Source organism: Hirschia litorea (genome assembly GCF_042665075.1).
Taxonomy (GTDB): domain Bacteria; phylum Pseudomonadota; class Alphaproteobacteria; order Caulobacterales; family Hyphomonadaceae; genus Hirschia; species Hirschia litorea.
The window spans coordinates 157321-177628 of the sequence record NZ_JBHTBR010000002.1 but is presented as its reverse complement, the minus strand read 5'-3'; the positions used below and the strand labels follow the sequence as shown (position 1 = coordinate 177628).

The 20308-nt window shown below is 45.5% G+C and carries 19 protein-coding genes; 10 read left to right on the top strand and 9 right to left on the bottom strand.

Annotated features, from left to right (window positions below):
- Position 1: 1 nt before the first annotated feature.
- From ACFQS8_RS00925 to ACFQS8_RS00905, 5 genes are all read left to right on the top strand, one after another.
- Complete coding sequence (locus ACFQS8_RS00925) at positions 2 to 1576, top strand: coiled-coil domain-containing protein (RefSeq protein WP_382164826.1); 1575 nt, start codon at positions 2 to 4, stop codon at positions 1574 to 1576.
- Between the two features lie 202 nt (positions 1577 to 1778).
- Complete coding sequence (locus ACFQS8_RS00920) at positions 1779 to 3308, top strand: exopolysaccharide biosynthesis polyprenyl glycosylphosphotransferase (protein WP_382164824.1); 1530 nt, start codon at positions 1779 to 1781, stop codon at positions 3306 to 3308.
- Positions 3309 to 3322: 14 nt separating this feature from the next.
- Positions 3323 to 4324 (top strand): glycosyltransferase family 2 protein, encoded by a 1002-nt coding sequence (locus ACFQS8_RS00915; protein ID WP_382164822.1) that lies wholly within the window; start codon positions 3323 to 3325, stop codon positions 4322 to 4324.
- Complete coding sequence (locus ACFQS8_RS00910; RefSeq protein ID WP_382164820.1) at positions 4311 to 5099, top strand: polysaccharide deacetylase family protein; 789 nt, start codon at positions 4311 to 4313, stop codon at positions 5097 to 5099. The genes ACFQS8_RS00915 and ACFQS8_RS00910 overlap by 14 nt, the downstream gene beginning before the upstream one ends.
- Positions 5099 to 6100 (top strand): glycosyltransferase family 2 protein, encoded by a 1002-nt coding sequence (locus ACFQS8_RS00905; protein WP_382164818.1) that lies wholly within the window; start codon positions 5099 to 5101, stop codon positions 6098 to 6100. Before ACFQS8_RS00910 ends, ACFQS8_RS00905 begins: the two co-directional genes overlap by 1 nt.
- A 36-nt stretch (positions 6101 to 6136) precedes the next feature.
- Here ACFQS8_RS00905 and ACFQS8_RS00900 read toward each other — a convergent pair whose 3' ends face one another.
- Positions 6137 to 6847 carry a P-loop NTPase family protein gene (locus tag ACFQS8_RS00900; protein ID WP_382164816.1) on the bottom strand — a complete coding sequence of 237 codons (711 nt, stop codon included), beginning with the start codon at positions 6845 to 6847 and terminating at the stop codon, positions 6137 to 6139.
- Positions 6848 to 6990: 143 nt separating this feature from the next.
- Complete coding sequence (locus ACFQS8_RS00895; RefSeq protein WP_382164814.1) at positions 6991 to 8478, bottom strand: GumC family protein; 1488 nt, start codon at positions 8476 to 8478, stop codon at positions 6991 to 6993.
- Positions 8479 to 8571: 93 nt separating this feature from the next.
- Here ACFQS8_RS00895 and ACFQS8_RS00890 point away from each other — a divergent pair, with 93 nt between their 5' ends.
- The gene (locus ACFQS8_RS00890) at positions 8572 to 9288 is read left to right on the top strand and encodes a polysaccharide biosynthesis/export family protein (RefSeq protein ID WP_382164812.1); all 717 of its coding nucleotides are present in this window, start codon (positions 8572 to 8574) and stop codon (positions 9286 to 9288) included.
- Positions 9289 to 9337: 49 nt separating this feature from the next.
- Here the strand turns inward: ACFQS8_RS00890 and ACFQS8_RS00885 are convergent, their stop codons facing one another.
- Together ACFQS8_RS00885 and ACFQS8_RS00880 are read right to left on the bottom strand one after the other, a co-directional pair.
- Entirely contained in the window at positions 9338 to 9610 is a 273-nt protein-coding gene (locus ACFQS8_RS00885) for an SEL1-like repeat protein (protein WP_382164810.1), read from the bottom strand.
- A gap of 361 nt (positions 9611 to 9971) precedes the next feature.
- On the bottom strand, positions 9972 to 11012 hold the full coding sequence (locus ACFQS8_RS00880) for a glycoside hydrolase family 5 protein (protein WP_382164808.1): 1041 nt from the start codon (positions 11010 to 11012) through the stop codon (positions 9972 to 9974).
- Between the two features lie 168 nt (positions 11013 to 11180).
- On the opposite strand from ACFQS8_RS00880, the gene ACFQS8_RS00875 reads away from it, so the two are divergent.
- From ACFQS8_RS00875 to ACFQS8_RS00865, 3 genes are all read left to right on the top strand, one after another.
- Positions 11181 to 12494 (top strand): O-antigen ligase family protein, encoded by a 1314-nt coding sequence (locus tag ACFQS8_RS00875; RefSeq protein ID WP_382164806.1) that lies wholly within the window; start codon positions 11181 to 11183, stop codon positions 12492 to 12494.
- A 129-nt stretch (positions 12495 to 12623) separates the two neighbouring features.
- Positions 12624 to 13982 (top strand): O-antigen ligase family protein, encoded by a 1359-nt coding sequence (locus tag ACFQS8_RS00870; protein ID WP_382164804.1) that lies wholly within the window; start codon positions 12624 to 12626, stop codon positions 13980 to 13982.
- Positions 13983 to 14101: 119 nt separating this feature from the next.
- On the top strand, positions 14102 to 15055 hold the full coding sequence (locus ACFQS8_RS00865) for an isopenicillin N synthase family dioxygenase (RefSeq protein WP_382164802.1): 954 nt from the start codon (positions 14102 to 14104) through the stop codon (positions 15053 to 15055).
- On the opposite strand, the gene arfB is transcribed toward ACFQS8_RS00865, so the two are convergent.
- Positions 15056 to 15520: an alternative ribosome rescue aminoacyl-tRNA hydrolase ArfB gene (gene arfB / locus ACFQS8_RS00860; RefSeq protein ID WP_382164800.1), complete on the bottom strand. Its 465-nt coding sequence runs from the start codon at positions 15518 to 15520 to the stop codon at positions 15056 to 15058.
- Positions 15521 to 15682: 162 nt separating this feature from the next.
- Here arfB and ACFQS8_RS00855 point away from each other — a divergent pair, with 162 nt between their 5' ends.
- A complete protein-coding gene (locus ACFQS8_RS00855) occupies positions 15683 to 16381 on the top strand; it encodes an RcnB family protein (RefSeq protein ID WP_382164798.1) in 699 nt (232 codons plus the stop codon).
- A gap of 75 nt (positions 16382 to 16456) precedes the next feature.
- Here ACFQS8_RS00855 and gatB read toward each other — a convergent pair whose 3' ends face one another.
- The 4 genes from gatB to ACFQS8_RS00835 form a co-directional block, all read right to left on the bottom strand.
- Positions 16457 to 17977: an Asp-tRNA(Asn)/Glu-tRNA(Gln) amidotransferase subunit GatB gene (gatB, locus tag ACFQS8_RS00850; RefSeq protein ID WP_382164796.1), complete on the bottom strand. Its 1521-nt coding sequence runs from the start codon at positions 17975 to 17977 to the stop codon at positions 16457 to 16459.
- Positions 17978 to 18126: 149 nt separating this feature from the next.
- On the bottom strand, positions 18127 to 18960 hold the full coding sequence (locus ACFQS8_RS00845; RefSeq protein WP_382164794.1) for an aldo/keto reductase: 834 nt from the start codon (positions 18958 to 18960) through the stop codon (positions 18127 to 18129).
- Positions 18961 to 19290: 330 nt separating this feature from the next.
- Entirely contained in the window at positions 19291 to 19608 is a 318-nt protein-coding gene (locus ACFQS8_RS00840) for a hypothetical protein (RefSeq protein ID WP_382164792.1), read from the bottom strand.
- A gap of 245 nt (positions 19609 to 19853) precedes the next feature.
- A complete protein-coding gene (locus tag ACFQS8_RS00835) occupies positions 19854 to 20264 on the bottom strand; it encodes a hypothetical protein (RefSeq protein WP_382164790.1) in 411 nt (136 codons plus the stop codon).
- Positions 20265 to 20308 lie beyond the last annotated feature (44 nt).

The following is a 20308-nucleotide window of genomic DNA, read 5'->3' as shown; positions in this document are numbered from 1 at the left end:
CATGGCTAGGCCCATAAGCGGACGAGAAGCCCTAGAACAACTTGATGGCAGCATTGTAAAAGCTCGCCAACAGTTAGCTCATGCTATCGAAGCAGCGGATGATGCACGTGCGCGCATTGCTGAAATTCGCAAAGAACAAGTTTCGGCCTATCAATCTCTCGCAGAGATGCGCCTAGAAACTCTTTCAGAAGACAAAGACTCTGATGAACTCACACTCCTGAATTCTGAAAAAAGAGCGCATATCCTATTGTTATCTCACGATTCTTTTATCGCTGACGAACAAGAAAAACTAAACACGGCCTCAAAAGACATTCTCCGCCTCGAAAATGATCGCGAAGAAATTGCCTTCCGCCTTGATGCTGCTGTGGAGCTTTATGAAAAGCGGGTTGCTAAAATAGAAGCTGAACTGTCAGAAGATGAAGCTTATCAAGCACTTGCTGAAGCAATGGAAGATGCAGCAGCAATTTCAGAACGCGCGCACTCCAAGCTCACTTTAGCGCAGGAAGATAAGTCCAACAAAGGAAAGCCATACGAAGAAGACCAGCTTTTCTCTTACCTATGGAAACGTAAGTTTAGAACGCCCGGTTACAAAGCCTCCCCTTTTATCCGCTTTATGGATAATTGGGTCGCGAAGCTGTGCAAATACGATCAATCTTATCTAAACTATGGCAGGTTAACTGAATTACCTATTCGCTTGGCTGAACACGCCAAGAGAACAGATGACGCCCTTACCAAAGCGCACAAAATGCTAGAAACAGCCGAAGCAGATGCTTTAACCGAAGGCGGTGCTGACGCACTCAAGAAAAACGCAGATGACCTCAGGGCCCAAGTGGAAAATTTGGATGCTCAAATTGAGGCTGCAGAAGCACGCCACCAAGCCTTAGCGCATTCGCATGACGCGGCTGTAAATGCAGAATCAGGTCCAGCCTTGGAAGCAAGACGCGTCCTCGAAAAAGCCCTCATGCGCGCAAGTTTCCCTGATCTTCGTGTCCTCGTCGCCGAAACGACAACCCCCGAAGATGATCGCTTAGTAGACAGACTGGTAAAGCTACGCACTGAAGAACTCGAATTTGAAGTTATTGCAGATGACCTTACAGAGGCACCTAAATCACGCCGCGACGACTTGTCTTTGCTCGAAGAATTACGTCGCGAATTCAAGCGTGCCAAATTCGACAGTCCATATGCAAGTTTTAAGTCTTCCAGCATTGAAACTGTCATTACATCGCTTCTTCGCGGTCACACAGATGTAAATGGTGCAAGACGATTGTTAAACAAAGCGATTATCCGGCAAAATCCACGGGTAGACCCCGATTTTGGTGGACGCAACCGCTCTTCAACTTTGGGACTGCCAACAATTTTCGGAGATATTGCTATTGAAATCGCTAAAGAGGCTGCCCGCCAAAGCACAGGGATGGGTGGTCGAAACCGGTCACCTTTCCCGTTTGGAGGACGTCCAACAACGCGACGCTTTCCTAGCCGCCGATCGTCTTCTGGTGTGAAATTTCCTTCTTCACGGGGAGGTTCAAATGGTATGGGGCGCAAAGGTGGAGGCTTTAAAACTGGTGGTGGTTTCTAAATCCAAAAGCCAAGTTTAACCATATTCGATTGATTGTTTCATTTTTATTCAAGTAATATTTAAGCAAGTTCAGATATAGAATAGCAACTGCAATTGCAGCATAACCGAGGTTGGAAATACCTCGTTAACTTGCTATAGCGCAACGAAGATTATGATTTATACATAGTTAGACTTGTGACGCGTTATTGGGGAAAAGGCAGGCATGAGCCTCGACACTACGGATCCTGACAAGAGTGCAAAGCGTGATAATTATCACGTGGCGAAACTGCGCCAGTTCCGCAATTCCGAGACAAATACCTCTAAAAATTCAAGCCTCAAACCCTCAAAAAGATTCCCAATTGATCGGTCTGGACTACGCTTCATATTGCGTAGTGTTGATTTTGTATTCGGCCTTGCATTGATCATAATATCCAGCAAGCTTTTGAATCTCGACCTTTTAAACCAAACTTTGCGTACATCTCTTCCCTATATTGCAGCCCCTATTATCGCTTTTTTAGGAATGCGGATTGGCGGCGCTTACCGTTTCACTTTCAATGAGCACCCTTTAATGCATTTATGCCGTGTCCTTTGGGGTGCAGGCTTAGGCTTAGGTGTGGTGCTAGCCTTAAGTTGGTTTTTCAAACTTGGTGGAGAACCTCGCAACCTCTTTGAAATCTGCGCAATCGTTTTACTTGCCTATATTGGTCTTCATGCGCACTACATGGCTATGATCCGATCACTAACCCGCTCCGGCGCACTTGCTGATAATGTTGTGGTGATCGGCGCGACGCCGGCTGCTTACGACCTTATCGAACGTAATCAAGAGAAGCGGGAGATGAACATTCTAGGCGTATTTGAAGATCGCTTAGACCGCACACCCAGCACAATCTCCAACGTACCCGTTTTAGGCAAAATAGATGATCTGCTCAAATGGGATAAGCTCCCCGAAGTTGACCGTATCATCCTGACAGTTACCTCCACGGCTCAAGATCGTGTACGCACTTTAATTGATCGCCTACGCCTATTGCCACAGGAAGTTATTCTTGTGCTTGATCTAGATGGTTTCAGTCCAGAAAAAACATCTATCGCTGACATTATTGATATGCCTGCCGCCTATGTCTCTGGTGCCCCCAAAGATGCCCGTCGTGCTGCTGTAAAGCGCTGTTCCGACATTGGTGTTGCGCTCAGCATGCTGATTTTGTTTTTCCCCTTCATGCTGATTATCGCTGCGCTTATCAAACTAGATAGCAAGGGACCTATCTTCTTCAGACAGAAGCGCCATGGATTCAACAATCAAATTATCAGAGTGTGGAAATTCCGCACAATGCGTCCCGATTCGGCAGCTGAAGAAGGTATCAAAGTTGTTCAGACTGTTAGCAATGATGAACGCGTAACACGTATCGGAAATTTCTTACGTCGCACAAGCCTCGACGAGCTTCCTCAGCTAATCAATATTCTTACTGGCGATATGTCCCTCGTTGGTCCACGCCCACACGCTGTTGGGATGACTACTGAAGAAGTAGAAGTGCACAATATTGTCGCTGAATATGCACACAGACACCGTATGAAACCCGGCCTAACTGGATGGGCGCAGATCAATGGATCTCGTGGACCTGTTCACACCGCTGAGCTTGTGAAAGAACGTGTCCGCCTCGACATGGAATATATGGAAAAGGCATCTTTCTGGTTCGATCTATACGTCATACTGATGACCGCGCCCTGCTTGCTGGGCGACACCAAAACCATGCGATAGGCGCGGACAGCACAATGAACATAATAAACGATACGCACTCTGCCTCTCCCGCAGTCATTGATAATGGCCGCGAGGTTGTCGTTGATAATCCGGTTTGGCATACGCACCCCCACCAGAAACTATCCATCCTTGTTCCTAGCTATAAGGACGACCCTGAGCCGCTCCTCACGGCTTTGGAAAAATGCTATGCAGTCGTCGATATTGAGCTGATTGTATATGATGATGGTGGCGGCAATGACCTACTCATTGAGAAGCTATCTAGCTGCGCTGCGGACCTATCCTACCCTATCCGCATCGTATCAGCATCTAAAAATACAGGTCGCTCATGCGCCCGGAACAGACTTCTGCACTATGCAAGATCTGATTGGGTTTTACTGCTAGATGCCGACATGATCCCAGATAAACCTGATTTTATCTCAAACTACATATTCGAAATTGAAAAATCTGCCGCCCCTAAACTCGTCGTCGGCGGTTTCTCCCTTAAACAAGCTTCAACAGCGCGTGAATTTGCAATTCATCGTTGGCAAGCTGAACAATCAGAATGTGTACCTGCAGAAATTCGAAGTACAGAACCAGGGCGCTATGTTTTCACAAGCAATGTGCTCGTTCATGCATCCGTATTTGAACATACACCGTTTGATGAGTCGTTTTCAGGTTGGGGCTGGGAAGATGTCGATTGGGGTTTACGCGTTGCTCAAGCCTTCCCCATCATCCACTTAGATAACACCGCCACCCATTTAGGGTTGGATCGCATAGAAGATCTTTTGAAAAAATATGGCGGGTCGGGCCCCAACTTTAGAAAAGCTGTCGAAAAGCATCCCGACACACTCCAGACGACCAATCTCTATGTGATATCGAATAAGCTAAAGCCCTTACCTTTTAAGCCTTTGGCAAAAAAAGCACTGAGCCTAGTCATGACGATACAGCTCTTACCAATTCCGATAAAAATGCGCGGTAACGCTCTAAAATTATGGCGTGCGATAGTGTGTGCAGAGGCTCTCAATGAAAAACGCTAACTACTCGCCAAACATAGATTGGTCACATACTCCCTCACGCTCCCTCCCAGCCAAGATACAACGCCGCCTTACACAATGGCGCTTTGCTGCGCCTGCGGTCGCGAGCGATAAAAGCTTCAATGTATCTTTCACTTTTGATGACTTTCCAATGTCTGCTGTAAATGGCGCGGATATCGTTGAAGCGCATGGTGGCCGTGCTGGCTTTTATGCATGCACCAGCATGATCGACACAATCGGTCCCTATGGTGAGATGTTTAACATTGAAACCATGTTGGAGCTCGATAAACGCGGACATGAAATTGGTGCCCACACACACTCGCACATAGATTGCGCCCTAGCGGATAAAGCTAAAGTCTTGGCTGATATTGCCAAAAACCTCGAAGAACTAAAAAAAGCTGGTTTAGAACAGACGCCAACCAGCCTTGCTTACCCTTTTGGCGAAACTCTATTTGATACGAAAAAGCAAGTTGTCGAACAATTTAATCTTTGTCGCGGTATCTTACCGGGCATCAATGTCGGCAAAGTTGACCGCGCACAATTGCGATGTTTTGAATTAAATGGCGATCCCTCCACTACGCTTCGCGCACAAGAGGCAATCGAAACAGCAGGGAAAACTGGCGGCTGGGTTATAATTTTCACCCATGATGTCTCGCCCACTCCGACTGATTACGGAACTACGTCTGCAACATTGGAAGACTTGTGCAAGCGATCTAACGATCTTGGCGCAAACCTTCTACCACCGACCCAAGCAGCAAAAGCGTGTGGAATAATTTGATGACAGAGACTTCATCCCCCTCAGGCTCTTCTATAGACGTTAGCATTGTCATTCCCACCTTCCGACGCAATCATGGTCTAAACGATGCCGTAAATAGCGTACTCGCAATGACAGACACATCGCTATCAAACGCGGAAATCGTCATCGTGGATAATTCTCCGGAAGCAGGCGCAAAAGAAACCGCGACTAAGCTACAATCAATTAGCCGTATCCCGATTAGCTATGTAAGCGAGCCAAACCCCGGTGTCGCAAATGCGAGGAACGCAGGTTTAGAAAAAGCTAAAAGTCGCATCATTGCATTCATTGATGATGATGAAACTGCCCGCAATGGCTGGTTGGACGGCTTGCTCTCGGCTCATAAATTACTCAATCCAGCCGTTGTATTTGGCCCTGTGGAAACTGTCCTTCCACCGGAAGCACCTAAAGCACACAAAGCCTATTTGGAGCAATTCTTCTCTCGCCGAGGCCCAGAAGAAACAATACTCATTGAAGAACCTTTTGGATGTGGAAATGCCCTTCTTGATCTAGACAAGATTCAACCCTGCCTTCCTGCTGGCGAACCATTTTTCAATAAGATTGCAAATGAAACAGGTGGAGAAGACGATTATCTTTTTGCTCGCGTTTCTCAAGCCGGACAAACATTTGCTTGGGCCCACAATGCAGTTGTAGACGAAAATGTTCCTGCCAAACGCGCACACCTTGGCTACACATTGCGACGTGGCTTTGCCTATGGCCAAGGACCTTCCACCAATTGCTGGCGTAATAATGAACGCCTAGATATTCTTGGTTTAATTTTTTGGATGATTATTGGTGCAGGACAATTTGCAGTGTTTGGTACTGCCGCACTTGCAATGTTCATTATCCGTCACCCACGTCGCGCCTTCATGATAGATAAAGCGATCAGAGGGTTGGGGAAAGTTTTATGGTTCCCGCCCTTCATTCTCCAATTTTACGGTGATGTACCTGAGAAAAAGAAGAAACAAAAGCAACAACCCGCTTAAACGGTAACGGGTATATAACTTTTCTCCTAATAAGATTTAGCCCGAAAGTTCGTCAGCCAATCGTGCATCTGCGCGCGTTGCATTTAATACAATGCCCATACACGTGCCACCATGACCTTCAATTTCTTGCCCAAGCTTGGATACTTGCGTGGCCGGAGTCTTATCTGCGCGTACGACAAGAGCAGTTGCATCCATCTGCGAACACACCGCTAATCCGGCTGAAGAAGAAGCCAATGGCGGCGCATCCACAATGACCCAATCAGCAATTTCACGAACAGCTTTCCAATAGTCCGCTCCCGTTTTCACTCGCACGCGCTGACCTGTATCAAGACGCTCTTTTCTAAAGCGAGATACGAGTAATTTAGAATCACCGACTCTATGCACGACAAATAAACCAGAATTGCCCTTTTGCCCTGGAGGCGGAGGCGGTGGTGGCGGAGAAATTGAGAAAAAAGCAGAATTATCAAGTTCTGCATTATGCGCAGGTCCGATACGTCCAAACGAATCAGAAAACTCTCCACCTCGGTCAAATGCCTTGAACAAAGTACCGTTCATAAGGTTGAGATCCACAAGCCAGACACCCTTACGTGCGCGCTGAGCAGCAAGCATTGCAAAAGAAGCTGCAACACTTGATGTACCCTCTCCCGCCATCGCTGACATAAACATAATTGTGCGTCCACCTGACTTGCTGGGCGCTTTCGTGGCAACTCGCCAAGTTTCTGTCAGGTCTTTGCGTAAATCTATCATAGTCTCAGCTCAATATGTCCCACACACTCAATTGGAGCACTTTTATAGTAAAGATACGCTAACTATGTTAATTGAATCACAAACCTGACCGACAAATGCTATCTAGTTTCAAGCTTTTGTCTGAGTGCTAGCGAACCCTGTTCCTACTGTTTTGATGTCACACCGATAACAGGTAGCCCAATCGTTTTTTCAGTAGAACGTCGCGTTGAAAGGCCTTTACGGCTAAACGCAGCCAACAAGCCAGCAATCAAAGCTGTAAACCCACCAAACATTATAGACGCAAGCGCAACAGGAATTTTCATACTTGTTCCTTTTGTTGGCACAAGCGCAAAGTCAACAATCGCGATATTGCTATTGGAATTTTGAGAAATTTCGGCTTCCGTTTTCTTTGTCTGCTCTTTTGTAGACAGCTCATACATAGCCGCTTCGAGAATATCACGCTCTCTAAGCAATTTTTTATACTCAGGTTGAACTGAAATTAGTTTCCTCTGACGTGCAGCAACTTCATTCATCTGACGACGCAACTCAGTCGCACGTGACCTTGAAGCCTCCACTTCCGATTGGGCAATATTTATACTGGACACGAGTTCTTGATAGGCAGGGTTGGGACCACTTCTACGCACCCCACCATCACCGCTCTCCAGCAAGGCCTGCATACCATTGATACGTGCATCAATCTCTTGCACCGCACGACTATCAGGTAGATACCTCAAGAGAAGCTGCTCACGCTCTAACTGCAAATCTAGCAAACGTTGTTTTGCATCATTATCCACGTGAATATCAATAGTTTCCGGCGTAGATTGGCGAACAGCACGCAAACCGTTTAGTCGTCCCTCAGCTTCTTTTCCAGCAGCCTCAACACGCAATAATTCATCCCGTAAATCAGACAAGAGTTTGGCAATAGAATCGCGATCTGTTTCAAACTCTCCGATGTCATGTTTGACTAAAAAATCACGCAATGTTTGCTCTGCTACGGCAAGTGAATCACCGACACGGCGTCGTTGACCCGCGACTGCATCGACATCATTCTGACTGCGTCTATTCTCTCTATAGTCTTGAAATTGTTCTAAAAACTCATTCACTACCAAAGCTGAAATTTCAGGTTCTTTATGCGTAAAAGAAAATGTCAGCAATGGAGATTTTGGTGCATTTCCAGCCGCAGAATCAGCGCCGAATGTCTCATAGGCTAAATCTTTTAAATCCTCTAATTTCTTCGCATCCTGTGTTTCTGCCATCTCTTCGGCAATCTTGGGATATACTCTTGCAATACCCAACTTTTCCAACACACGGCGCGCCAACACAGGCGAGTTAGCTTTCTCGACTTCGGCGCGTAAAATAGCATCAATTTCAAGTGACACACCGCGTCCAGCATCCCCCACAAGAGGATCGTAAACATATTGATTATCAAGGGAAACTTGCGCTGTTCCATAGGCAGTATATTTTTTCGGCATAGACATCGCAAACAAGATGCCCAAAATGGCAATGGGTATAAAAACCAAAATCATTAACCACAATGAACGCCATAATTGCAGAACAATATCGCCTATTCCAAAGCGAGGACGCACACGCAAATTCACACCGCGCTGCCCGCGACGATCTATTGTTGGTGGTGAAGAATTGTCTTGCGTCATATTCTGTGTCTACTTTCCCGATAATCCCAGCCTGTTGTCGCTTGAATTGCCTTAATATTTTGTTATCCAAAATGGATGCAATAAGAAAGCATTATGATGAAAACTAAAGCATCTCTTTTAACGTTAGCTTTACTTGCCTCTGCAAGCTGCTCAACGCCGCAACCGGGCCCGAACGTGCCTGCCTTCCAACCGATCCCTTTTGCAAAGTGGACGCAGGATGATGCTGCATATCGTTTTTATCCCGGTGACAAGCTTTCAATTTCATTTCAACACGCACCGGAACTAGATAGAGAAGTTACAATTGCACCTGATGGAAGAATTAGTCTTCCCCTCATGGACCCCGTCGTTGTAGCAGACCTCTCTGCTTATGAGTTACAGCAAATTCTAGAAAGTGTTTATGGACGAGAGTTGGTGGACCCCTCGCTCACAGTGACACCGACTGAATTTGCATCGCAACAAATCTTTGTTGGCGGCGAAGTTGGCAATCCCGGCGTATATCCATTGCCCGGTCAAATCGACTCACTTCAAGCCATTCTTATGGCAGGAGGCTGGTTAGACACCTCCAAACCCGAACAAGTCATCATCATGAGACGTGGTCGCAATGGCCAAGTTATGACGCGTGTCGTCGATGTTAAAAATGGCCTCAAAGATCCGCGTAAATTTGATGTCGGTCCGCTTAAGCGATTTGATGTTATCTTCGTATCCCGAAGCCGAATTGCAAACGAAAATCAGTTTATACAACAATATATCCTGAACGCATTGCCTTTGGACTTCTCATTCTTCTACGATTTGAATGACCGCCGCTTCTAATCGGCAGTTATCTTAAATCTCAAAGCAGGAAAGATAAGCCAACTTTTAGTTAGTTCGCTTTTTGCATCCACTCGCGTGCAGAACGTTGCGCTTGGCGCAATTCTTGTGTCGACATGTAGTCAACCATTTCTCTGCGAAGCATACGGGCTTCCTTGACGCCTTTAAGAGCTGCAAGGTTAAACCATTTGTGAGCAGCTACGTAATCAATAGCAACACCCATTCCTGTAGAATACATTAGTCCTACACGGTAAATCTCTTCACCCGCAGAGTTTTTGTTCAAGCACGCTTCCGGCGCTTCGATCAGTGCATCAGCATAAGCCATTTTATGTCATCCTTCGACAATGTGGCTCCGTGTCGGGTTATTTCCCATGATCAAAGAGCCGTTCCACCATAAACCATCACCTTCTCCGGCGATGTACACATTGAAGCGAATCTCTATTGATCTATAGTTAATTACAACGACAAATACTTCAAAACAGGCAGTTGTCACCGATCTTTTATTTTAAATTATTTGAATATAAACTGACAATAACAAAACGTTACTTGAACAGTTCAATTCTACATAGTTCTGCTTACCATGTTTAGGTAGGTCCTTAAAACAAGGTTGATAGAATGGAATAGATAAGCAGAACCATAGATAGACTATTGGAAGAATTAAAAACGCAAGACTGAAATAGTTCTCACTATTCCTTCAGCAAGGCATCTAATAACGGCTTCTCCCACCGCTCTGTCTGCGTGTCATATATAGAGAACGCCGCGCCAAAATCCCACAAACACCACCCAATGCCATTTTCTTCTGCGGCTTTGCGATAGGCTTCCGTCCATTTTACGCGCTCGTCTTGGGGCACTGTATTGATCACACCAAACTCACCAAGGAATATCGGCACCTGCCTTTTAATACCTAGCTCTCGAGCATCTTCAAACAATTGCAATGCGTCGTCTCGCTCTTTCTCGCTGCCCCAGACCTTCCCCGTTGGGAACTCCTGCTCGGTGAATGTTGCGCCTTGGTGGGTAAACTCAAACGGACTGTAATCATGGAAAGTCAGAATAAGACGCGGGTCATCTGGTATCCGGGCATTCTTGATACCATCAAAATTACCCCAATTATCGCCACCAACCATAATCCACGGCTCAGCTCCAACGATATTGCGTACTTTCACCACCAAAGCCGCATTGATTTTCTCAAGTTTTGTATTGGTCAAATTCTCTGTCGCTTCATTTAGAAGCTCAAAAACAATCTTATCGCCACGCCCTGCAAAACGCCGGGCAATTTGCCCCCACATTCCCTCAAGCCGCTCTACGTGCGCATTGGGATCTTCCATAATCTCTAAATAATGATGCACATTCAAAACAACTTTGAGATCATGTGCGATGGCCTCATCAACAACATGAACAACTCGGTCCATAAACTTGGGATCAATCTCATAAGGCGGCGCATCATCAGCATGCGCAGACCAACGCACAGGCACACGAACGCTTTGAAACCCTGCGTCTGCAATAGCTTTTAGGTGCTCATCTTCAATACGGTAAGTCCAATCACCTTCATTGGGTGCATCCAACGCATTCCCAAGATTTATACAGCGATCTACCGGCCCCTCAGGAATTGATGTTTGTATATAGCTATTTGTATCTGGCTCAGAATAGCCTTTCAGGACATAGTAGCCGCCCCCTACAATTAGCGCCCCTAGCGACAGCGCGGACATCAGCGCCAGTTTCATATTCATCTCACACGCTCCACAAAAAGGGATTTACTTTCAGCCACTTCCCCTACAGGTGGAATTCCACCCATATAGACCCGATAATAATTTCTTTATCGTCTATTTCTCATTGAAACACACCCCCTAACCGCCTAGTTTGCGACCACCTAATCTATTTTTTGGACACCCCACGCGATGCTATTTGAGACAGATCGCAAGTTTCAGCTCGAGCACCCAAAGGCGTTTTTCTGCGAGAAACTCCTGACAATGTTTGGTGTACTAGGCTATTCAGGCTTCATTCTGTTTCTCGTCATGCCCAATGCTGGCTTGACCGATGAATTTTCTGTCCTTGCAAAAGCGTCTTGGTATCTTGTCTACCTCGTAACATTACTCTTGGTATGTTTTCGTTGGAGAACACTTCTCCTAAAGTTACCCAAGATCATTCCGCTTATAGTAATGCTGGCATTGATCATCGCCTCGATAAGTTGGTCAATCATGCCAGAGGTATCTATCAAGGCCACGATCTCTCTCATCTTCACGCTTTTTTTCGGGCTATACCTCGCCACTCGAGGCCCACTCCTCTCCACATTGCGCATTTTTGGCGGCGCATGGCTGATAATGACCTTCCTAGCCCTAGCTTTGATTTTTGCCGTACCATCCTTTGGAGTCGATCAAGATATCCATATCGGTGCTTGGAAAGGATGGATGCTAACTAAAAACCACTTTGGTGGTAATATGGCACGTGCCAACCTGCTTTTCTTTTGTCTTCTCTTTTTAGATCAGCGCAATCGCAAACTCTGGATGCTCGGTCTCGCCATCACAATGATCTGCGTCATTGGCTCAACATCCAAAACAGCACTCTTATCAGCTTTAATGCCCTATGGATTGTGGATAGTGTACGCTATTTCAAAGCGTTCAATTTTATATGCCATAGCAATGGTATGGGCTTTCATCAGCATCGTCACCCTCACCACATATATGATCACAAACCACCCCGAACAATTTGTATCTCTTATAGGTCGAGACCTCACATTCACCGGACGTACAGGCATTTGGGAACAATCACTGCATTGGATACAACTCAACAAATGGATTGGGTATGGGTATTCAGCCTTTTGGGAAGCCCCCAACGGGCCTGCTGATCACATAAGATATGAGCTCGATTTTGAAGTCGCCCACGCCCACAATTCATGGCTAGATATCGCATTGGATACTGGCCTTATCGGTGCTGCCATATTTGCATCCATCACGCTCTGGTGCCTCCTGAAAAGCGCATGGCTCGCCACGGGACAGCACGGCCCCATACTGATAATTATGATGGTTCAAATTCTAGCTGTCACCTTTTCAGAAAGTGTCCTTCTAGGGTATAATTCCTATGTGAATGTCTTCTATTATTTTCTAATCAGCTACATTCTGATTGGGTACAAAATTCCATACCCAAACATAAACCAACCCCTCTCAGCTCCCGACTGGGCCTTCTCCACAAAACCCGCAAACTATCATGCATAACTAACGCTCAGTCAGAGAAATTTAACCTCGGACTCAGCTAGATACCTTGTCAGATATTGCGAACGCCTAAAGAGTGTCTCCTTTCCAGTTTTGGAATGGGTAAAGATGCTAGGATTTGGAGCAAGTTGAGTGCTATCAAACGACACTTATATTTCTAAATGGCATCCGCCTATCGGTCTCAAACTCACACCGATAGAATTAACTGAACGCGTTCTCGTATTCTTCGTCACACTTACCTATTCAGGTCTTTGGGTTGCGCTTTTACTCGGCCCCAGCACTGAAAGCCCTGGAATGATGGAGGTTGACCCCGGGCCAGTTGCTCGCGCCTCCTGGTTTCCCGCCTACCTTTGCCTGCTGGGGTTACTGGCCGTCAAATACAAACAATTTTTCGCCGCTATAATACGGTTTTGGCCAGTATTATTACTCATACTTCTAACTTTCCTATCCATCACATGGTCGATCAATCCTGAGATCACTCAAAGACGTGTAATTGCACTTAGCTTCACCTTCTTTTTCGGCATGTATCTGGCCATACGCGCACCATTTTTAGATACGCTAAAAATCATAGCAATCGCTTATCTATGTATCGCGATCATCAATCTATTGGTCATTGTCGGCATTCCCTCTTGGGGTATTCACTCGGAACTGCATGTGGGTGCTTGGCGTGGTTTCATGCTCGAAAAAAACCATATGGGCGGAGAGATGGCGCGTGCAAACCTCCTCTTCCTTGCCCTACTGTTTTATGATGGCAAACACGACAATGGCGATATCAAGAAAATCTGGTGGGTAGGGCTTGGCCTTACATTTCTACTCGTTTTAGGCTCAACATCGAAAACATCACTCATTGCGATGATTGTGCCCTATTTGGGATTGGTCTTTTACCAAATTGCGATCCGTACACCCATTTTAGCAATCATAGCTATTTGGGTAGGTCTAAGTATTGCCGGTATTGGATATGCAGTGCTCGCCATTGCGCCTGAATTTGTCGTTTCTCTTATCGGAAAAGACCTCACCTTCACCGGACGCACAGACATCTGGATACTGGTGATTGATCTTATAAATCAGCACAAATTTACAGGGTATGGATATGGTGTCTTCTGGAAAGATCCTGACGGTCCATCCGCTGACATTGTTACGATCTTGGATTGGAAAGTTCCCACGGCACACAATAGCTGGTTAGAGATTGGCTTATCGCTCGGGTATACAGGGTTAGCGCTTGTTGTCGTATTCACCCTGTTTGGACTCATAAAAGGTGCCTTCTTAGCCACAGGAAAACACGGCCCTTTCCCTTTTTTGATTGTCTTTCAGCTCGTACTTTTTTCGCTTTCAGAAAGTTTACTACTAACTCAAAACTCCTCTTCGTCCGCGCTCTTTTTCTATGCTTTAAGCTATATTTGCATCGCCCGGAAAATAGCGCCCGACCTCGATATTCCTAAAATATCAGCCCCACGCTGGGCACAAAAACCCCGCACAACAAGACGTCGATAAAGAATGATCTCCAACCGACTAATTTAGCATTATTCACTTTTGCTATGTACCAAAACGCAAATATAGTATTCAACACCACTCCCCCTTTTATTGGTCCCAAACCTATTTGGAGAAACTTGATGTCCCTTGATGATGTTGTATCCGCAATTGCACCCGTTTCTATGACGCTACGTGCAAGTGATCCTCAAGGGTTCGCAAATTCTCTTGGAGAAAGTTTCAAACGTTACGGATTTGCCGTTTTGTCTGACCACGGATTAGATCAAACAGTCTTAGACACCGCGCTTGATCGTACAAAGGCTTTCTTCGCTTTGCCAAACGACACCAAGCAGAAGTACAAGCATACGCGAGAAGGCCAACGTGGATATTTCCCATTCGGTCAAGAAAAAGCTAAAGATGCTCAACACATCGACCTAAAAGAATTTTGGCATATCGGACGCTCGCTCTCCACAGGTCATGCATACGCAGACCTCATGCCACCCAATGTCATACCAAACGAGGTGCAGGACTGGAACACAGCCACATATGGCATGTATCAGGCACTCGACGCATTAGGTGCAGACGTCCTCTCTTCAATCGCAATTTATCTTGGACTCGATGAAAATTGGTTCAAAAACCCTATGCAAGACGGCAACTCCATCTTGCGCCTTCTTCACTACCCAGCCCAAGATACACCCCCGCCAGAAGGCTCTGTGCGCGCCGCTGAACATGGCGATATCAATGTGATTACGCTGTTATTAGGTGCCGAAGAAGGCGGACTAGAGTTAAAAGACCGCGATGGCCGCTGGTTACCAATTTCTCCCCCTCCGGGATGCATCGTCGTAAATATCGGTGATATGTTAGAGCGCCTTACAAACAATGTCCTGCCGTCCACATTGCACCGCGTTGTGAACCCAAAACCTGAACGTTCAAAATTTGCGCGCTATTCAACGCCATTTTTCGCACACTTTCGTCCAGACTTTGAAATCAAAACTTTAGAGACGTGCATTTCACCAGAAAACCCAGACCTCTACCCTGAAAGCATAACTGCTCACGAGTTTTTGCTGCAAAGATTACGTGAAATAAACCTCATTTAATCAATCAGTTGGGTTTACCCGCCCGCGCAGTTTCTTGACTTGTCCGCGCTTCGTTTTTGTATCTGTACGCTTACGTTTTGCCGAAAGACTGGGGCGAGATGCAACACGAAATTTTGGCTTGTGCGCAGCTTCATTTAGCATTGCAAGTAATCGTTCTCGTGCATCATCACGGTTCATTTGCTGAGTACGATGTTGTTGCGCTTTGATTATAATAACGCCTTCTTTGGTCAGTTTAGACGCCAATTTGCGTGAAATTCGAGATTTAGTGGCGCCGTCAATCGTATCACATGCAGCCAGATCAAACCGTAATTGCACCGCAGTTGAGACCTTATTGACATTCTGCCCGCCAGGGCCACCTGCGCGAATGAAGCTCTCTTCTATAAAGGGCTCAACATCTAAAAACTCTATATTTGTCATTGCACTAGGCCAATTTCTATTTTCAACACCGGCCCATTTAGGCTTCATTCTTGCATACTATACACTAAATCGTGATATAGATGGAACCTTACTGTTCAGATTGAGTTCATCCTTATTAACGCACCATTTGCCATCGATAACGCCCAAAAGCAAAACTGCTTTTCTATAGACTTCTCGGCGTTTTCTCAGAAATAGCAGGAGATCCTGTTCATGACCTCGTTTAAAAAGATAGTCTCTGTCGTTAGCGCAATAGGGTTAAGCGCTTTTCTTATGCCCTCCGCTCTAACCGCAAATGCTCAATCAGCGCATCATTCCCGTTCCGACACACTCGCAGGCGGTTATGACGACAAGGCACGCACAACACACTATAGACATGGTCGAGATTATAGCAGTGGATACCGCAATAATTCGCATTACAATGACCAATGGAAACGGGCTGACCGCAATTATAACGCACACCATAATTCCCATTATAACCGATCTTATAATCCGGATGCGTTTCACCATCGCGAAAAACGTCGTATTATCCAGTCGCACAATCGTCACCGGAATGACAGATATTACGGCTATAACAACTCACGTTACAATAACTCACGTTATTACAGTAATTCACGCTTTGGGTCTCACCACCATACAGGCAATCAGCACCTTTATTGTGCCGACCACTCAGGTGCGCGCTATCACATAGGTGGAAATTACCGTCGTTCAGGCTCAAGCATCGTTATTTCAAATTACAACCGCCACGGCCTGTATTCTCCACCGCGTGGACATCACTGGGTTCGTGACAATGATCGTGGGGATGCCATTCTCGCATCTGTCGCAACTGGAGCCATTATCGGCCTCGTAGTCGGTGCGATCATCTCTGATGATGACAATGGACGCCACCACCACCACGGCCGCGGTTGGTAAAACGAAACGGTATCTTCTGAATACAAAAAAGGCGTCGGACTTTCATCCGGCGCCTTTTTTTTCATAACCTTGAAACTACAAACCTAGCTTGTCTTTAAGAATATCATTCACAGCTTTAGGGTTTGCCTTACCGCCGGACAGTTTCATTGCTTGCCCCACAAACCAGCCAAGTGCTTTTGGCTTTTTGTGGCCCTCTGCAAACTGAGCTTTCACTTGTTCAACTTGTTCAGGGTTACCCGCAATAATCTCGTCGACAACTTTCTCAATCGCGCCAGTGTCTGTGACCTGCTTCAAACCATCACGTTCCACAATAGCTGCAGGGTCCGCATCGTCTTCTTCGATCAATTTTTGGAACACATCTTTAGCGATTTTTCCTGAAATTGTGTCATTCGCAATCAAGTCAATCAAGCCACCCAATTGCTTCGCGGATACGGGACTATCAGCAAGCTCAAGGTCAAACTTGTTCAGATATCCAAACAATTCCTGCGTTACCCAATTTGCGGCCATCTTCGCATCACGGCCCTTAGCCACCTCTTCAAAGAAGGCTGCTTTATCAGATTCCGCAGACAAGACTCCAGCATCATATGGCTTCAACCCATACTCATTTACAAAGCGCGCTTTTTTCTGATCCGGCAGCTCTGGTAGGCTTGCCTTGATCTTATCGACATACTCTTGCGTCAGCTGCAGCGGCAATAAATCAGGGTCCGGAAAATAGCGGTAATCATGCGCATCTTCCTTGGAGCGCATAGACCGTGTGACTCCTGTCTCAGCATCAAACAAACGTGTTTGTTGATCAATCATACCGCCATCTTCAAGTATCTCTACTTGGCGGCGTGCCTCATATTCAGCTGCTTGCTCAATAAAACGAAATGAGTTGACGTTTTTTATTTCACAACGTGTTCCAAGGTGAGAGAAATCTCCCGTTTCTTGGAATTTGGCGTATTGCCCCACCTTACACACGGACACATTCACATCCGCACGCAAATTACCTTCAGCCATCACACCATTACATGTTCCAAGAGCCACCACGATAGAGCGCAATTTTTTCACATAAGCAGCAGCTTCTTTTGGTGAGCGAATATCCGGCTTAGATACGATCTCCATCAGCGCAACGCCAGAACGGTTCAAATCAACATAAGTTGAGTTTGGATCTAGATCGTGAATAGATTTACCGGCATCTTGCTCCATGTGTAGGCGCTCAATACCCACCATAATTGTTGAGCCATCCTCAAGCTCAACCTCAATCTCACCCTCACCTACAATTGGGTATTGGAATTGTGAGATTTGATAGCCTTGAGGCAAATCAGGATAAAAGTAATTTTTGCGGTCAAATCGCGAATACAAATTAATCTGTGCATTCAAGCCAAGTCCGGTCCGAACGGCTTGCTCTACGCAGAATTCATTGATGACAGGCAGCATGCCTGGAAGTGCCGTATCAACCAATGCCACATTGCAATTGGGATCAGCACCAAAATGGGTGGACGCGCCAGAGAACAATTTGGAATTGGATGTGATCTGGGCATGAACTTCAAGCCCCATCACGACCTCCCAGTCGCCAGTTACTCCAGAAATGATAAGTGGTTTACGGTCCGACATACGCTTCGCCAGTTTGTTGAATTTGAATCAGGGAGATGTTTAAAACACCTTATACCCTGTTTGACCCGATGATGAGCCATTTTTCAATCCGTCAACCGATGTTTTCTTAACTCAGATACACATCGATTGACGAAAAGATTCATTTTCAACTAGGCAACGTCGTCCCAGTGCGGCGCAAACGCAGGATCAAACAGTCTGCGATTGTTAGAACGCAATTTGTCGATGGTCTGCATTTCTTCAGATGTCAGCTCAAAATCGAAGACATCTATGCACTCTTCCAATGAAGAACGACGTGTTGCGCGTGGCAAAGCAATAATGCCTTCTTGCTGCATCATCCAACGCATAATAATCTGCGTTTTTGATTTTCCGTGATCAAGCGCAATGCGAGAAATCTCGTAGTGATTTAGCGCTTCACCATCTGCAGTTGGTCCATAGGCTACAATAGCAGCCCCCGTTTTATGCGTCGCATCAATAACACGACTTTGATTGATTAAGGGGTGATATTCAATCTCATTGCACAAAATTGGATTTTCAGAATATTCTGAAACTGTTTGAAACTGGCTAGCTGTAAAGTTAGCAACACCTAAATGGCGTGTCAGTCCCAATTCTTTTGCCTCATTCATCGCATCCATTGTACGGTGAAGTGAGTATTTCTCATTCGGCCAATGCAGAATCAGAAGATCCACATGATCCAAGCGTAAACGGTCAAGACTTTCCCGTACAGACCATAACAGGTCATACAAGCGGTAGTCATCGATCCACACTTTTGTGGACACAAATAAATCATCGCGCGGGACTTTAGATTCTTTTATTGCAGCACCGATTTGACGCTCATTGTTATAAATCTGAGCAGTTTCAATATATCGGTATCCTAAGCTCAAAGCTTTTTGAACTTCAGTCTTACATGTCATCCCGGATAGACCGCGGGTGCCTAGGCCTATGCGTGGCAATTCCATGCCAAAATGTGTTGTTGTGAGTGACATATTTTGCACTCCTAATTAAATTATATACTTCCTTACGAGGTTATTAGATTTAGCTCGCGACGAACCAATTCCAATGATTTACACATTGCACAATTGATGTAACGCCTGATTTTAGAACCCTTCTGAGGTCTAAAACTGCGCATTATTTCCATAGTATACACACTTTTTCTCATAGCACAACAAAATGTATATACGCACAATATACATTTATTTAATGGTCGAAAAAATAGCCGCAGGATAACCTACGGCTTGATATACATGATATCCAAACCATTTCAGCTTAACGTTAGTCGAGCTGGAAAGTTCCCATTTTTTTAAATTTTTTGGAAATTAATTTTCGTACATTTCATCAGCACACAGATCAGTAACTGTACGTCGAACAATGCCGCCTACCTCAATATCCAGCAAAGCTTGATCACGTGCCAAACGCTTTAACTTGCGCTCTAAAACACCACTCTCAAAAACTTGCGCCACGCATTCAAACCAAATTGGTGGTATTTCTGATCTGTTTTGCGCAGGATTTAACATGTCCGACACTTCTGCATTTACCAATTGAAGTGCGTTGTCACGCTGATTTCCACCCTGCTCTAAATCACTGACCAATACGCCGAGTGTCAGCGATAATGCTGTAAAAGAAGCCAAAATCACGAATTATTCTCCCAAACTCTACTTACGCCACATAATCTGCTGCCCGTCAGATTAACCTTAAGTACAAAAAATGACATAACAAATTGCAGTCATTTTCAGTTTGGAAAACCGCCCCCCTGAGGATCTCCGAAGCACATCTTGAACAGGTTATTACCAAAAGCTCAACAGCAAATGACTAATTTTTAATAAAAATCCGCTGTTGAGCTAAAATGGAACACTAATTCATGCTAAGTGACAGTTTTTAATCAATAACCCGCTAAACCTAGATCTGCCCTTAGGTTATTTATCCAGCGATTATATGTATTGTGAATCGTGCCTTCTTCGGGATTATACCGCATACGTTTACTATCAACGTATTCAATACTGTAGCTATTTTCTGTGTAGCTGACTTTGATAATTGCGCCGTAAGTTTGCTCCTGCGTTTCCTTATCAACCTTGTAAAGAGACGCGATAATCTCACCTGGCTTCTTCTCATCTACAGACCAACGGCGAAAACGCAGTGCATCTAAAATAGCATCTTCTGCTGCAGCTATCGTTCTTTCTTGGTTTGACTGAAATGTTTCACCCTTAACCTCATAAAGGCTCGGATAGGATTTTGAACATCCCCCCAAAACTGCACCAGCCATCAACGCAGTTACAATCAAAATATTCTTCATTTATTTCACCTAATACAAAAACAGCGTGAACATTACGCTCACGC